Origin of the sequence: Bifidobacterium callitrichidarum, assembly GCF_003129905.1 — a bacterium.
In the GTDB taxonomy this organism is placed as follows: domain Bacteria; phylum Actinomycetota; class Actinomycetes; order Actinomycetales; family Bifidobacteriaceae; genus Bifidobacterium; species Bifidobacterium callitrichidarum.
Genome location: NZ_QFFM01000013.1, coordinates 1 through 15,041, shown reverse-complemented (window position 1 = coordinate 15,041; position 15,041 = coordinate 1). Strand labels below are relative to the sequence as shown.

The following is a 15,041-nucleotide window of genomic DNA, read 5'->3' as shown; positions in this document are numbered from 1 at the left end:
GAATGCCGGCAACGGGGATTTCAGCCTTCGGCGATGTGGTATTTCGGCAGGGTGATCTCGAAATCGGCACCGCGCACATCATCCACCACCTTGACGGTGCCGCCGTGGAGCTGCGCCGCCCAGCGCGCGATGGACAGGCCCAAGCCGGTGCCTCCGGATTCCGTGCCGGGGCCGGTCTTGCCCTTGACGAACCGGCGGAAGATGGCGGAACGGTCGGCGGGGGCGATCTGCGAGCCGAAGTTGACCACATTGGTCACGATGGTGCCCATCGTCGTGTCCTCATGGGCCTCGACCAGCACGGTGGTGCCGTCCGCCGAGTGCTTGAGTGCGTTGGCGATGATATTGGTGAACAGCTGGCGCAGGCGATCCTGATCGCCCTCCATGGCGATATCGTCGGGCACTTGGACCAGGATGTCGTGCGCGTGGCCCCCGTCTGCGATCTCCAATGGTTCGATGGTCTCGTCCAGGAAGTCGGCGAAGTTGAACCGTTCCACGTTGAGGCTCGCGGCACCGGCCTCCATGCGGCTCAGGTCGAGCAGGAACGCGATGAGGTCGGACAGGCGCTTAGTTTGGGTGAGGATGCTTTCGAGATTGGCTGGTGTCGGCTCGGTGACGCCGTCGGCCATGTTCTCCACCATCGCCTGCAAGGCGGAGACGGGCGTGCGCAGTTCATGGCTCACGTTGGCGATCATGTCCATGCGCATCTGGTTGGCGTGTTCGAGTTCGCCGGCCATTTCGTTGAACGAGCGGGCGAGCTGACCTACCTCGTCATGGCGGACCTGGTCGATGTCCACGCGCACGCTGTAGTCGCCGTCGGCCATGGCTTCGGCGACGTCGCGCATCTGGCGCAGGGGAGCGGTGATGCCGCGGGAGAACACGTAGGTGATGCTCAGGGCCACCACCAGGGTCAGCGGCATGGCGATCCAGCCGGACCAGCCGTATTTGAGCAGGATCCAGCACATCGCGAAGGCGATGGCGGTGGCCACCACGATCAGCGCGCTGAGCTCGAGTTTGAGGGAGGAGAAGAAGTCAACCGGCTTGGTGTACCGCTTCAACGCGCCAAACCGGGATTTCGGTGTTTGCTTTGCCATGGATAGATCGAACCAGCCGTTTCGTCGTACAACAGAATGCACCGGGCCCGTCGGTAGGGACGGACCCGGTGCATCATCGAATCACAATAGGAAGGTATGCGCCGTCGTTCACGCTGCGGGCGGCTCGAAGGCGTACCCCACGCCGTGCACGGTGCGGATGGTGTCCGCGCCGAGCTTGTGGCGCAGCGCCTTGACGTGGCTGTCCACCGTGCGGGTGCCGGAGGCATCCACCCAATCCCACACTTCCTCGAGCAGCTTCTCGCGGGTGAGTACGGACTTCGGGCGGCGGGCCAGCGTGGCCAACAGATCGAATTCCGTGGGGGTCAGGTGCACCTGCTGGCCGTTGACGGTCACGATGCGCTGGGCGGGATCGATCACCATGGACCCGAAATCGAGGATCTTCTCGTTCTCGGAGTTCTTGGCGATGACCTTGGCGCGCTCCACGCGGCGCAGCAGCGCCTTGCAGCGGGCGATGAGCTCGCGCATGGAGAACGGCTTGGTCATGTAGTCGTCCGCACCGGCGCCAAGGCCGATGACCTTGTCCGCCTCGTCGTCACGGGCGGTCAGAATCAGCACCGGCACCGGACGTTCGGCCACGATGCGCTTGGTGGCCTCCAGACCGTCCATCACCGGCAGCATGATGTCCATGATCACCAGGTCGGGACGCAGCTGGTTCGCCGCCTGCACGGCGGACGCACCGTCGCCGGCCACGCGGGCCGTCCATCCCTCGGCGGTGATGCGCTGGGCGATGGCCGTGGCGAGCGTGGGCTCGTCCTCGACCACCAGCACCGTGTGCGGTGCCGAATTCTGACGCGCTGTGGTATTGAGCATAAAACCGGTTACCTTTGTCCTTTCGGTGTTGCCCCTATCAGTCCTCTTCCGGCTTCAAGAATACAACTCCGAGGGCCGGCACGGTGATGTTCACGGAGAACGGACGGGAGTGGTACTCGCCCTCGACCGCCTCCAGCGTGCCGTTGTGGATGTCGGAGCCGCCGTACTGGGCGTCGTCGGTGGTGAACACCTCGGTCCACTTGCCGCCGGAGGGCAGGGCCACCTTGTAGTCGGACCAGGCCTCGCCGGAGAAGTTGACCACCACGGCCAGGGTCTCGCCCTTGGAGCCGATTCTGAGGAAGCTCAGCGTGTTGTGGTCGGCGTCGTCGCTGGTGAGCCACTGGAATCCCGCCGGGTCGAAGTCCTGGCTCCACAGGGCCGGATTGGCCTTGTAGAAGGCGTTGAGGTCGCCCACGAAATGCTGGATCTGACGGTGCTCCTCCCAGTCGAGGCAGTCCCAATCGATGGAGGCGTCGTGGTTCCACTCGCCCCACTGGGCCAGCTCGTTGCCCATGAAGGACAGCTTCTTGCCCGGGTGGGCCCACTGATAGGCGAACAGGGATCGCACGCCGGCCATCTTCTGCCAGCCGTCGCCCGGCATCTTGCCGTACACGGAGCCCTTGCCGTACACGACCTCGTCGTGGCTGATCGGCAGCACGTAGTGCTCGGAGTAGGCATACACCATGGAGAAGGTGATCTCGTTGTGGTGCCACTTGCGGTTGATGGGCTCCTCATGCAGGTACTGGAGGGTGTCGTGCATCCAGCCCATGTTCCACTTGAGGCCGAAGCCGATGCCGCCGGCGGAGGTGGGGGCGGTGATGCCCGGCCATGCGGTGGACTCCTCGGCGATCATCATGATGCCGGGGTTGTTCTTGTACGCCGTGGCCGTGGCCTCCTTGAGGAAGTCGATGGCCTCCAGGTTCTCGCGGCCGCCGTAGATATTCGGCCTCCACTGGCCGGGCTCGCGGCTGTAGTCGAGGTAGAGCATGGAGCTGACGGCATCCACGCGCAGGGCGTCGATGTGCAGGTCCTCAAGCCAGAACAGGGCGTTGGCCACCAGGAAGTTGCGCACCTCGTGGCGTCCGAAGTTGAACACGTAGGTGCCCCAGTCCGGGTGCTCGCCGCGCAGCGGATCCGGATCCTCGTACAGCGGCGTGCCGTCGAAGCGGCCGAGCGCGAAGCCGTCCTTGGGGAAGTGGGCGGGCACCCAGTCCATGATCACGCCGATGCCGGCCTGATGGAACTTGTCTACGAGGTAACGGAAGTCGTCCGGGGAGCCGAGACGGGAGTCCACGGCGTAGTAGCCGGTGACCTGGTAACCCCAGGAACCGGAGAACGGGTGCTGGGCCAGCGGCATGAACTCCACGTGCGTGAAGCCCTCCTGCTTGACGTAGTCCACCAGTTCGTCGGCCAGTTCACGGTAGGTCAGGCCCTTGCGCCAGCTGCCGGCGTGGACCTCGTAGATGGAGACAGGGCCGTTGCTCGGGTCGCTAGCACGGCGGTGGTTCATCCAGTCGTCGTCCTGCCACTCGTAGTGCGAGTCGGTCACGATGGAGGCCGTGTTCGGCGGGATCTCGTGCTGGCGCTCCATCGGATCGGCCTTCATCTCCCACTGGGAGTTGGCGTTGAGGATGTGGAACTTGTAGTGTTCGCCGGCGCCGATGCCCGGGATGAAGATCTCCCACACGCCGGAGGAGCCGAGCGCGCGCATGGCGTGGCGGCGGCCGTCCCAGCCGTTGAAGTCACCCACCACGCGCACGGCGTGGGCGTTCGGGGCCCACACGGAGAACGCGGTGCCCACCACCTGCTCGCCGGGGGTGCCGTCGGCGCCGCCCATCGGGTCGTCATAGCGCAGCACATGGGCGCCGAGCACCTCCCACAGCTTCTCGTGGCGGCCTTCGCCGAACAGGTAGGTGTCCATGTCGCCGAGGGTGGGCAGGTAGCGGTACGGGTCGTCCTCGACGATGGTCTCGCCGTCCTCCCATTCGGTGCGCACGCGATAGTCCGGGATGCCGGGCTCGTCGGGGGTGCCGGCGGCGGGCACGGTGGTCACGAACACGCCGTTATGCTCATGGCTCATGGGGTACTCGCCGTCCTGGGTCAGGATGGTCACTGCCTTGGCGAGGGGACGCAGCACGCGGATGGTGACGGTGTCGGCATGCTTGCCGATGCCGAGGTGCCCGCCGAGCACCGCATGGGGGTTGTAGAATTCAGCATTGCTCACCGAGTCCAGTTCGCCGGAGGGGACAGGCACGGTGATGGTATCTTCGTTGATCGTTTCTTTAGCCATGCCCCAAAGTGTACTTGTGTTAACGAAGGAAACGCTACATTGGCGCGTCGAGGAATGGCGTGTTGCCGCCGTTTTTTCGTTTTTCCCCTAATGTGAACGTTCTCAAAGGCGAGGTCCAGGGCATCTGGCAAAATTATTCGAGTTTTTGTGTGTAAGCCGATCAGTTCTCGGAGGATACATGTCTTACAAAGTCGGCGATATGGTCGTCTATCCGCGTCATGGTGCAGCCAAGGTGGAGGCCATCACCGAACGGACTGTCAAGGGAATCACCCGGCAGTACCTGCAGCTGTCCGTGCTGTCCTCGGACGGCCTGGTCATCAACGTTCCGGTCGACAACGCCAAGAAGGTCGGCGTGCGAGATATCGTCTCCGCCTCCGAGGTTGCCAAGGTCTTCGAGATCCTGCGCACCCCGATCGTCGAGAAGGAGATGAACTGGTCCCGCCGGTACAAGCTGAACGTCGAGAAGATCGCCACCGGTGACGTCAACAAGATCGCCGAAGTGGTGCGTGACCTCGCCCAGCGCGACGTGGACGAGCACGGCCTGTCCGCCGGCGAGAAGCGCATGCTCACCAAGGCCCGCTCCATCCTGACCTCCGAGATCGCGCTGTCCGAGAAGATCGACGAGACCGAGGCGCAGCGCCTGCTGGACGTGAACCTCGGCTACGAACCCGCCCAGCCCGGTGACGAGAAGCACCACACCGAGGAGCCCGAGGAAGCCGCCGCCGATACGCTGGCCCGCATCGAGTCCCAGAAGAAGTCGAAGAAGAAGTGATCGCTTCGGCCCGGTTCCGCACCTTGCGGGCCGGGCTTTCGCTTTTTCGGGGGCTGTGCCGTCGAGAGGAGGATGCCCATGAATGACAGCCCGATGATTCCGGCGACCCCGATGATCGGCCAGGGATTCGATGCCCATCGTTTCGCCGAGCCCGGTTCGGGGCGTCCGCTGTGGCTGGCCGGTCTGTTCTGGCCAGTGCCGGAAGGGGCCGACGCCGTGCAGGCCGCGCGTTACGAAGGCATCGAGGGCGATTCGGACGGCGATGTGGCGGCCCATGCCCTCATCGATGCGTTGCTGTCCGCGGCCGGACTGGGGGATATCGGTTCGTTGTTCGGCGTGGGCGCCGATGCCCATGGCGCCGGCATGCATGGCACCGACATGCTACGGGAGACGGTGGCGCATCTGACGGAGCATGGATTCACGCCGGTATCGGCGTCCGTGGCGGTGATCGGCAACCGTCCGAAGATCGGTACCCGACGTGCCGAGGCGGAGACGGCCTTGTCGGAGGCCGTCGGGTGCCGCGTATCCGTGACCGCCACGACCACCGACCGGATGGGCTTCACCGGCCGGGGCGAAGGCGTCGCCGCCATCGCCAACGCCTTGGTCGTCCGGGATTGATTTGAAACATACGTCATACGAAGGTGCCCTCCGCTGACATCGGTTCAGCGGAGGGCACCTTCGTATGACGTATCGGTTCGGAATGGTCCGTCAGCGCGCCTTCAGGGCGGAGACGGCCTTGGCGATGGCCCAGAACAAGGTGGACAGCGTCACGATGATGAAGCTCGGGGGAGCGGGGAACATCGCGGACAGCACCAATCCAATCCAGATCGAGGCAAGGCACAGCACGCTGGCGATGACCATGGCCTTGAACGGCGAGCCCGCCAGGATATTGGCGGTGGCGGCCGGGGTGATGACCAGCGCGAAGATCAGCAACGTGCCCACGGCCGGTACGGCGATGGTGATCACGCCGGCCATGATGGCCATGAACGCCACGTTCATCACGCCGATTGGCACGCCCTTGGCCTGCGCCACCTGCTCGTCCAGCGAGCTGAACAACAGCGGACGGTAGATGACGGCAAGCAGCACCAGCAGCAGCACGTCGAAGATGGCGAATCCGATGATCTGGTCGGTGGTGATGGTCAGGATCGAGCCGAATAGGATCGACTGCATCTGCTGGGACGCGGAACTGGACAGTCGCGCGAAGAACAGGCCCAGACCGGTGGCGAAGGCCAGCACGGTGCCGGTGGCGATCTCGCGTTCGGAGACGCGCTTGCCCAAAGCGCCGATGACCAGTGCGCCGCCCAATGCGAACACGCCCATGCCCAATGAGACCGGCAACCCCAGCAGCACCGCGCCGGTGGCGCCCGGCAGACCGATGTGGGCCAAGGCATGCGCGGCGAACGTGGAATGACGCGCGATGGTGAAATAGCCCATGACGCCCGCGGCCAGGGCGATGAACAGGCCGGCCACGAAGGCGTTGGTCATGAACGGGGCGGTGAGCGTGCCCATCCATTCGGGATCGAACGAGAAATCGATGGTGCTCATCGCGCGCCTGCCTTTCCCGCGCCGGGCGCGGATACCGCGGAATCATGGGAATGATGATGCATCTGCGCCACCTCGGCGGCCGAATGCATGTCCTGCACCTGGTCGAGCGGCTCGTCCGGGGTGGGGGTCACGAACATATCGCCCTGCGGGGTGGTGACCACCTGCACCTGCGTGCCGTACAGGTGCGTGAGCAGGTCGGAATCGAGCACCTTGCCCATGTCCGCGTAATGCGGGTGCCCATCCAGCAGGTAGACGGCTCCGGTCAGGATCGGCAGCAGCATGTTGAGGTCATGCGCCACCACCTGGATGGTCATGCCGAGCTCGCGGTTGAGCTTGGCGAGCACATGCACGGCGGCGCGCTGGCTGGCCAGATCAAGGTTCGCGAGCGGTTCGTCCAGCATGAGCAGCTTGGGATCGCACACCAGCGCCTGGGCGATGGCCACACGCTGACGCAGGCCGCCGGACAGTTCGGACAGGCGGTATTTGGCCTTGTCCGCGATGCCGGTGAACTCCATGGCCTCGCGCACTTTGGCTTTCTGCGCCTTGGTGACCAGATGGATGCCGAAGCGCGTGCCGGTTAGACCCAGGAGCACCGACTGCTCGGCGGTGAGGTTGGAATCGATGTCCGAGGTGTAGCTCTGCGGCACATAGCCGATCTGCGCGTTCCGCTCGCCGGCCGGGCGGCCCAGCACGGTCAGCGAACCGGCGGCCAATGGCAGCAGGCCCAGCTCGGCCTTCATCATGGTGGTTTTGCCGGTGCCGTTGGTGCCCACGATGGCGGTGACCGATCCGGTGGGGATGGCGAAGCTGCCATGCTGCCAGATGATGCGGTCGCCGCGGCGCACGGCGGCATCGCGGAAGACGATGCAATCGGATGATTCACTCATAAGGCCGATTGTGGCAAATGATGCTGACAATCGTTCTCAATATCGGTTTGGTGTGACGAGGGAGGGAATAAACGGGTTCTATTGAACCGAAATCGGTATAAACGGTTTGACTACCCCTCAGTCGGCTGTGCCGACAGCTCCCCTGACAAAGGGAGCCAAGAATGGGGGGATTAACGGGGCCAAACAAAAAAGCTCCCCTCGTTGAGTCGAGGGGAGCCAGGGGAACAGGTTGGGTCGGACAGGCTACTTGCCCGGATCGGTTTGGCCTTCGTTGGAGGGCACCTGCGAGTCGGTGAAGGAGTCCGTGTTGTCCTGCGTGCCGTCCGTGGACTGGTTGTCCTTGGAGGTGTCGGACTTCGTAGCCTTGCATTCGCGGATGTAGGTGCGGGTCTTGGAGGCGGTGCCGGAGGAGCTGTCGGAGGAATCCGAATCGGTCGAATCGGAGGAAGAGGAATCGGTGCCATCGCTGGCGTTGGCGGACTGGCCGTCGCTATCGGTGCCGTCGCTCGATTCGCCGTCGCCGTCCGCTGAGGTGTCTGTGGAATCGCCGTCGGAGGAATCCGACTCGTTATCCGAGGTGTCCTCGCAACCATAGCTCGGGTCCACGGCGTCGATGATTGTGTTGACGAGCTGGTTGATCCAGTCGTCCAGCGTTTCGGAGTCCGCGGGCATCTGCTCGCTGACATCCACCACCGGCACGTCGGAGCGGCCGGCTGTGCCCGTGATCATGTTGGTCGCGTCGCTGGTCTCCTGCGTGTTGTTGAGCAGTACGTCCACCTTGCGTCCCTCGATGATCTTCTGGAACGACTGCAGGTCGGCCGGAGCCACCTCGCCGCCTGAGGCCTGCGACTGCGCATAACCCTTGGGGGTGGAGTCCTCGAAGCCGAGGTCGGACATAAGGTAATAGGCCACGGGCTCGGTGGCCGCGTAGGTCAGATTCTCGTGCGTCTTGGTGAAGTCCTCGGCCCAGGACTCCAGCTGCTTCTCGCCGGCCTGCCATTCCTTGAGTCGCTTCTGGAAATCGGCCTTCTTGCTCGGAAGGGCCTTGATGTAGGCCTCGGTGATCTCCGTGGCCATGCCGGAGCGGGCGTCCTTGGAGAACCACAGGTGCGGGTTGTCGCCCTCCATCGCGCCCACCACGGATGCGGCGGAGACGATGGTGGTGGACTTGGTGAGCGACTTCGTGGCCCAGGAATCGTAGCCGGCGCCATTGGCCACCACGATCTGGGCTTTGGACAGCTTGGCCACGTCCGAGGTCTTCGGCTCGAAATCGTGGGCGTCCACATTGGTGGAGCTCATGATGGACGTGACGTCCACGTCGTCGCCGCCCAGTTCGGCCGCCAACGAACCCCACTGGTTGATGGAGGCCACCACGGTGATCGGACCGGTGGCCTTGGAAGACGTGTTCTGGTCGGTTTCGGTCTCGGTTTCGGCGGTGTTCTGGGAACCGCATGCGGCGGTGGCGAACAGCAGTGCCGCACTCGCGGCGACGGCCGCAAGCCGCGTAAGTCGAGTGATTCGAATACCCATGGCGTGCCTTCTTCGTTGAGCTGCGAAACAAAACGGACTTGTTCCAACAGTAGCCTATCGTTGCGAACAATCACCGAAAACCTACAGGAAGGGTACCGATGTCCACAAAAATCGACGGCAAGCAGGTCGCGGCCGATATCAAGGCGAATCTCGCCGAGCGTGTGGCCAAGCTCAAGGCCCAGGGCGTGACGCCGGGCCTCGGCACGCTGCTGGTGGGGGAGGACCCCGGCTCGGTCAAGTACGTCGCCGGCAAGCACGCGGATTGCGCTGAGGTGGGCATCAACTCCGTCAAGAAGGAGCTGCCCGCCACCGCCACGTTCGAGGACATCGCGCAGGCGGTCAGGGAGCTCAACGAGGATCCGGCGTGCAACGGTTTCATCGTGCAGCTGCCGTTGCCCAAGGGCATCGATCAGAACGCCATCATCGATCTCATCGACCCGGCCAAGGACGCCGATGGCATGCACCCGTACAACCTCGGCGAGCTGGTGCTCCACGTGCGCGGCGACATCAGCACGCCGCTGCCGTGCACCCCGCGCGGCGTCATCGAGCTGCTCAACGCCTACGACATCGACCTGAACGGCAAGGAGGTGTGCGTGCTCGGTCGCGGCATCACCATCGGCCGCACCATCGGCCTGATGCTCACGCGCAACGCCGTGAACGCCACCGTGACCCTGTGCCACACCGGTACCAGGGACGTGGTCGACCACATGCGTCGTGCGGACGTGATCGTGGCTGCCATGGGTTCCGCCGGATTCGTGACGCCGGACAAGATCAAGGACGGTGCCGTGTTGGTGGACGTGGGCGTCAGCCGCGTCTTCGACGAGGAGGCCGGCCGCTACCGCATCAAGGGCGACGTGGACAAGGCCTGCTACGAGAAGGCCTCCGCCTACACCCCGAACCCCGGCGGCGTGGGCCCGATGACCCGTGCCATGCTCCTGGCCAACGTCGTGGAGATGGCCGAGCGCTCGCTGTGAAACATCGCGGCGGTCAACGGATCCGAACCGCCGCGACACACCCGCGGAGCCGTTAAGGCGGCAGTCCGGTGGACTGCCGGTAGGCGACGCCGCGGGGGTGGGGCCCCGAGGTAAAGAGGCAGAATCCGGGCGACACGCCCGGATTCCTCTAAGGAATTTGGCCATAGATGCCTGTATTCTGGATATTTGTGCGCCCGAAAGGTGTGCAGATAACTTAATAACGAGCAATTATCCATCCACTATTAGAAACCATATATTTACATGGCAGAGAACAACACTGAAGTCGCCAAGGTCGCCATCAACGACATCGGCACCGAAGAGGACTTCATCAAGGCAGTCGATTCCACCATCAAGAACTTCGATGATGGTGATCTGGTCGAGGGTACCGTCGTCAAGATTGATCACGACGAGGTCCTGGTCGACATCGGCTACAAGACCGAGGGTGTGATTCCCTCCCGCGAGCTTTCCATCAAGAAGGACGTCGATCCCGACGAGGTCGTCAAGGTTGGCGATCCGATTGAGGCCCTTGTCGTCACCAAGGAAGACAAGGAAGGCCGTCTGATTCTGTCCAAGAAGCGTGCTCAGTACGAGCGTGCCTGGGGCGACATCGAGAAGATCAAGGAAGCTGACGGCGTTGTTGAGGGCACCGTCATCGAAGCCGTCAAGGGCGGCCTCATCGTGGACATCGGTCTGCGTGGCTTCCTGCCTGCTTCCCTGGTTGAGATGCGTCGCGTCCGCGACCTCTCCCCGTACATCGGCCAGAAGATCAAGGCCAAGATCCTTGAGCTCGACAAGAACCGCAACAACGTGGTCCTGTCCCGCCGCCAGTACCTCGAGGAGACCCAGTCCGAGGTCCGCGAGACCTTCCTGTCCCAGCTCAAGAAGGGCCAGATCCGTGAGGGCGTGGTGTCCTCCATCGTCAACTTCGGCGCCTTCGTCGATCTGGGCGGTGTTGACGGCCTGATCCACGTCTCCGAGCTGTCTTGGAAGCACATCGATCACCCGTCCGAGGTCGTCAAGGTCGGCGACAAGGTCACCGTCGAGGTGCTCGACGTCGATCTCGATCGTGAGCGCATCTCCCTGTCCCTGAAGGCCACCCAGGAGGATCCGTGGCAGCGCTTCGCTCGCACCCACGTCCCCGGCCAGATCGTCAAGGGCAAGGTCACCAAGATCGTCCAGTTCGGTGTCTTCATCTCCGTCGAGGACGGCATCGAGGGCCTGGTGCACATCTCCGAGCTCGCCAACCGTCATGTCGAGAACCCGGAGACCGTAGTCAAGCCGGGCGAGACCGTGTTCGTCAAGGTGATCGACGTCGATCTCGATCGTCGCCGCATCTCCCTGTCCCTCAAGCAGGCCAACGACTCCGTTGACCCGGCTTCCGAGGACTTCGATCCGGCTCTGTACGGCATGCCGGCCGAGTACGACGAGCAGGGCAACTACAAGTACCCCGAAGGCTTCGACCCGAACACCAACGAGTGGATCGCTGGTTACGAGAAGCAGCGCGAGGAGTGGGAGGCCCAGTACGCCGCCGCTCACGAGCTGTGGGAGGAGCACAAGGAGTTCGTGGCCAAGGAGCTGGAGAACGCTGCCGAGTCCGCAGCCGCCGACGGCCAGGGCCCGAAGGAAGAGAAGCCGGTCGAGGAGACCTCCAACTACTCTTCCGCTGCGCCGACCACCGGTACCCTCGCCGACTCCGATCAGCTCGCCGCCCTGCGCGACCAGCTGCTCGGCAAGTGAGTTGCCGCTGGCATAACGCCTAGCCTGTGAATGAAACCCGGTCCTTATGGGCCGGGTTTCTTCGTATCGGCCGTATTAGCATGGCACTTATGCTGAGAATCGGATTGACGGGCGGCATCGCCGCGGGCAAGAGCACGGTGGCGGCGCGATGGCGCGAACTGGGAGCGGTGCATATCGATTACGATGCGTTGGCCCGGCAGGTGGTGGAGCCCGGGGGAGAAGCGTTGCCTCGCATCGCCGAAGCGTTCGGCCCGGAGTCCCTGAACCCGGACGGCACCCTGAACCGCGCATGGGTCGCCGGCCATATCTTCGGGCGCGATGCGGAACCGGGTGCCCGCGAGCGGCTCGACGCCATCGAACACCCGCTGATCTATGACGAGGCGCGGTGGATCGAGGCGAATGCCGCCGCCGCGGCGGAACGCAGCGAGACGGATACGACTAGGCCGCTGATCGTGGTGCATGACGTGCCGCTGCTCGCGGAGGTCATCAATACGATTCCCTTCGACTTCGACCACATCGTCACCGTCGAAGCGCCCATCGACGTGCGCGTCGAACGCATGATCGCCGATCGCGGCATGACCAGTGACCAGGCAGAGGCCCGCATCCTCCACCAGTCGAACGAGGAGGAGCGCCTTGCCATCGCCGATGTCGTCGTCGACTCCACGCGCCCCTTGCAGGACATGCTGGCTCAGGCGGATGCCCTCTACCGGCAGTGGGCTTTGTCCATGTAGTGATGACTGATCGTCGTCGCGCCGGATCCGTTAACAGAGCCTAACGGTATCCACCAGGCGAACAAATGTGCGAAGCCCTGCGTAAAATGGAACCCATGGGATTCAATATCGAGCGCGCCGACAAGCCATTCGTCGTCAAATCACCGTATAAGCCGTCCGGCGACCAGCCCCAGGCCATCGCCGAACTCGCCGAACGTATTGAAAACGGCGAGAACGACGTGGTCCTCATGGGCGCCACCGGTACCGGCAAGACGGCCACCACCGCCTGGCTTATCGAGAAACTGCAGCGCCCGACCCTCATCATCGAACCCAACAAGACGCTCGCCGCCCAGCTGTGCGCCGAATTCCGCGAGCTCATGCCGGACAACGCCGTGAGCTACTTCGTCTCCTACTACGACTACTACCAGCCCGAGGCGTACATCCCGCAGACGGACACGTACATCGAGAAGGACTCCAACATCAACGACGATGTGGAGCGTCTGCGCCATCAGGCCACTGCGAACCTGCTCACCCGACGCGACTGCGTGGTGGTGGCCACCGTCTCCTGCATCTACGGCCTCGGCACCCCGGAGGAATACGCCGGCCGTATGCTCTTCCTCAAGGAAGGCCAGGAGATTAACCGCGACGACCTGCTGCGCCAGTTCGTGGCCATGCAATACAAACGCAACGACATCGCCTTCACCCGCGGCACCTTCCGCGTGCGCGGCGACACGGTCGAGATCATCCCCGTATACGAGGAACTGGCCGTACGCATCGAGTTCTTCGGCGACGAGATCGACCGCATCTCCACCCTCCACCCACTGACCGGCGACGAGATCGCCCACGAAACAGAAGTCCATATCTTCCCGGCCTCCCATTACGTGGCCGGCCCGGCACGCATGGAACGCGCGCTCAAAACCATCCGCGAAGAGCTGGACGAGCGCGTGGCCGAACTGCGCAAGCAAGGCAAGGAACTCGAAGCCCAGCGCCTCAACATGCGCACCACGTACGACCTTGAAATGCTCACCCAGGTGGGCGTGTGCTCCGGCGTGGAGAACTATTCGAGGCACTTCGACGGCCGCGCGCCCGGCACCCCGCCGCACACCCTGCTGGACTTCTTCCCCGACGACTTCCTGCTCGTCATCGACGAATCGCACGTCACGGTGCCGCAGATTGGCGCGATGTACGAGGGCGACGCCTCCCGCAAGCGCACGCTCGTGGAGCACGGCTTCCGTCTGCCCTCCGCGATGGACAACCGACCGCTCAAATGGCCCGAATTCCTGCAGCGCGTGGGCCAGACCGTATATCTGTCCGCGACTCCCGGCGACTACGAGCTGGGACTTTCGGACGGCGTGGTGGAGCAGATCATCCGCCCGACCGGTCTGCTCGATCCGAAGATCGACGTGCGCCCGGTCGAAGGCCAGATCGACGACCTCTTGGGTGAGATCAAGGAGCGTGTGGCCCGCAACGAACGCACGCTGGTGACCACGCTCACCAAGAAGATGGCCGAGGACCTGACCGACTACCTGCTGGAACGCGGCATCAAGGTGGAATACCTCCACTCCGACGTGGACACGTTGCGCCGCGTGGAGCTGCTGCGCATGCTGCGCGAGGGCAAGATCGACGTGATCGTGGGCATCAACCTGCTGCGCGAGGGCCTCGACCTGCCCGAGGTCTCGCTGGTGGCTATCCTTGACGCGGACAAGGAAGGCTTCCTGCGTTCGTATCGTTCACTTATCCAGACCATCGGCCGCGCGGCCCGCAACGTATCCGGCATGGTGATCATGTATGCCGACGAGACCACCGAGGCCATGCGCAAGGCCATCGACGAGACCGACCGCCGCCGCGCCAAGCAGATGGCGTACAACCAGGAACACCATATCGACCCCAAGCCCCTGATCAAGAAGATCAGCGACGTCAACGACATGCTCGCCAAGGAGGACGTGGACACCCAAACCCTGCTCGAAGGCGGCTACCGCAACGCGGGCAAGGCCGGCAACACGCACCTGGGCGTGCCCACGCTCGATCCCGCGGAGGCGGACAAGCGCCACGAGGAGATCCTCAAGGCAGGACTTCCGGCCCAGGACCTGGCCGACCTCATCCGTCAGCTCTCCGAACAGATGCACACCGCCGCCGAACAGCTCCAGTTCGAGCTCGCCGCCCGCCTGCGCGACGAGATCCGCGACCTCAAAAAAGAACTCCGCCAAATGACCGAAGCAAACAAGTAATTCTCCGTCAACTCCATAAATTAGGGTAGTGAAGCATGGCAGAAACCCCTCTTGCATTTGAAATCATTACCTTTGTAGTGCTCGCGCTGTTCTTCATCGTGGACCTGTTCATCATCGGACGCAGGCCCCACGTGCCCTCCACCAAGGAGTGCGTGCAGCACATCGCCTTCTTCGTGGTGATGGCGTTGATCTTCGGCGGATGCATCTGGTTCTTCGCCGGATCGAAGCCGGCCATCGAGTTCTACTCGGGCTGGCTCACCGAATACTCGCTGTCCATCGATAACCTCTTCGTGTTCGTCATCATCATGTCGAACTTCGCCGTGCCCAAGCAGATCCAGAAGTACGTGCTGTCGGTGGGTATCACCATCGCCTTGATCTTCCGCGGCATCTTCATTCTCATCGGTGCGGCCCTGATCACCCGCTTCACCTGGGTGTTCTTCATCTTC

13 protein-coding genes are annotated in these 15,041 nt (G+C 63.4%); 7 read left to right on the top strand and 6 right to left on the bottom strand.

The window, feature by feature from the left end:
• Nucleotides 1-20: 20 nt before the first annotated feature.
• The 3 genes from DF196_RS07150 to glgB form a co-directional block, all read right to left on the bottom strand.
• Nucleotides 21-1,091: a sensor histidine kinase gene (locus DF196_RS07150; RefSeq protein ID WP_109057175.1), complete on the bottom strand. Its 1,071-nt coding sequence runs from the start codon at nucleotides 1,089-1,091 to the stop codon at nucleotides 21-23.
• Nucleotides 1,092-1,199: 108 nt separating this feature from the next.
• Nucleotides 1,200-1,922 (bottom strand): response regulator transcription factor, encoded by a 723-nt coding sequence (locus DF196_RS07145; RefSeq protein WP_109057174.1) that lies wholly within the window; start codon nucleotides 1,920-1,922, stop codon nucleotides 1,200-1,202.
• Between the two features lie 37 nt (nucleotides 1,923-1,959).
• Complete coding sequence (gene glgB, locus DF196_RS07140; protein ID WP_109057173.1) at nucleotides 1,960-4,212, bottom strand: 1,4-alpha-glucan branching protein GlgB; 2,253 nt, start codon at nucleotides 4,210-4,212, stop codon at nucleotides 1,960-1,962.
• A gap of 178 nt (nucleotides 4,213-4,390) precedes the next feature.
• Here glgB and DF196_RS07135 point away from each other — a divergent pair, with 178 nt between their 5' ends.
• Together DF196_RS07135 and ispF are read left to right on the top strand one after the other, a co-directional pair.
• Complete coding sequence (locus DF196_RS07135) at nucleotides 4,391-4,984, top strand: CarD family transcriptional regulator (protein ID WP_109057172.1); 594 nt, start codon at nucleotides 4,391-4,393, stop codon at nucleotides 4,982-4,984.
• A gap of 111 nt (nucleotides 4,985-5,095) precedes the next feature.
• Nucleotides 5,096-5,602, top strand: a complete 507-nt coding sequence (ispF, locus tag DF196_RS07130; RefSeq protein WP_170115009.1) for a 2-C-methyl-D-erythritol 2,4-cyclodiphosphate synthase — start codon at nucleotides 5,096-5,098, stop codon at nucleotides 5,600-5,602.
• Between the two features lie 90 nt (nucleotides 5,603-5,692).
• On the opposite strand, the gene DF196_RS07125 is transcribed toward ispF, so the two are convergent.
• From DF196_RS07125 to DF196_RS07115, 3 genes are all read right to left on the bottom strand, one after another.
• Nucleotides 5,693-6,529, bottom strand: a complete 837-nt coding sequence (locus DF196_RS07125) for a metal ABC transporter permease (protein WP_109057171.1) — start codon at nucleotides 6,527-6,529, stop codon at nucleotides 5,693-5,695.
• Nucleotides 6,526-7,416: an ABC transporter ATP-binding protein gene (locus DF196_RS07120; RefSeq protein WP_109057170.1), complete on the bottom strand. Its 891-nt coding sequence runs from the start codon at nucleotides 7,414-7,416 to the stop codon at nucleotides 6,526-6,528. The genes DF196_RS07125 and DF196_RS07120 overlap by 4 nt, the downstream gene beginning before the upstream one ends.
• A 243-nt stretch (nucleotides 7,417-7,659) precedes the next feature.
• Nucleotides 7,660-8,946 carry a metal ABC transporter solute-binding protein gene (locus DF196_RS07115; protein ID WP_109057169.1) on the bottom strand — a complete coding sequence of 429 codons (1,287 nt, stop codon included), beginning with the start codon at nucleotides 8,944-8,946 and terminating at the stop codon, nucleotides 7,660-7,662.
• Nucleotides 8,947-9,044: 98 nt separating this feature from the next.
• On the opposite strand from DF196_RS07115, the gene DF196_RS07110 reads away from it, so the two are divergent.
• The 5 genes from DF196_RS07110 to DF196_RS07090 all read left to right on the top strand — a co-directional run.
• A complete protein-coding gene (locus DF196_RS07110; protein WP_109057168.1) occupies nucleotides 9,045-9,920 on the top strand; it encodes a bifunctional methylenetetrahydrofolate dehydrogenase/methenyltetrahydrofolate cyclohydrolase in 876 nt (291 codons plus the stop codon).
• Between the two features lie 261 nt (nucleotides 9,921-10,181).
• On the top strand, nucleotides 10,182-11,657 hold the full coding sequence (gene rpsA, locus DF196_RS07105) for a 30S ribosomal protein S1 (protein WP_109057167.1): 1,476 nt from the start codon (nucleotides 10,182-10,184) through the stop codon (nucleotides 11,655-11,657).
• Between the two features lie 80 nt (nucleotides 11,658-11,737).
• Nucleotides 11,738-12,388 (top strand): dephospho-CoA kinase, encoded by a 651-nt coding sequence (gene coaE, locus DF196_RS07100; RefSeq protein ID WP_109057166.1) that lies wholly within the window; start codon nucleotides 11,738-11,740, stop codon nucleotides 12,386-12,388.
• Nucleotides 12,389-12,483: 95 nt separating this feature from the next.
• Entirely contained in the window at nucleotides 12,484-14,595 is a 2,112-nt protein-coding gene (uvrB, locus tag DF196_RS07095; RefSeq protein WP_109057165.1) for an excinuclease ABC subunit UvrB, read from the top strand.
• A 35-nt stretch (nucleotides 14,596-14,630) separates the two neighbouring features.
• Nucleotides 14,631-15,041: TerC family protein (locus DF196_RS07090; protein WP_421728453.1), on the top strand; the 411-nt coding region annotated here is incomplete at its 3' end.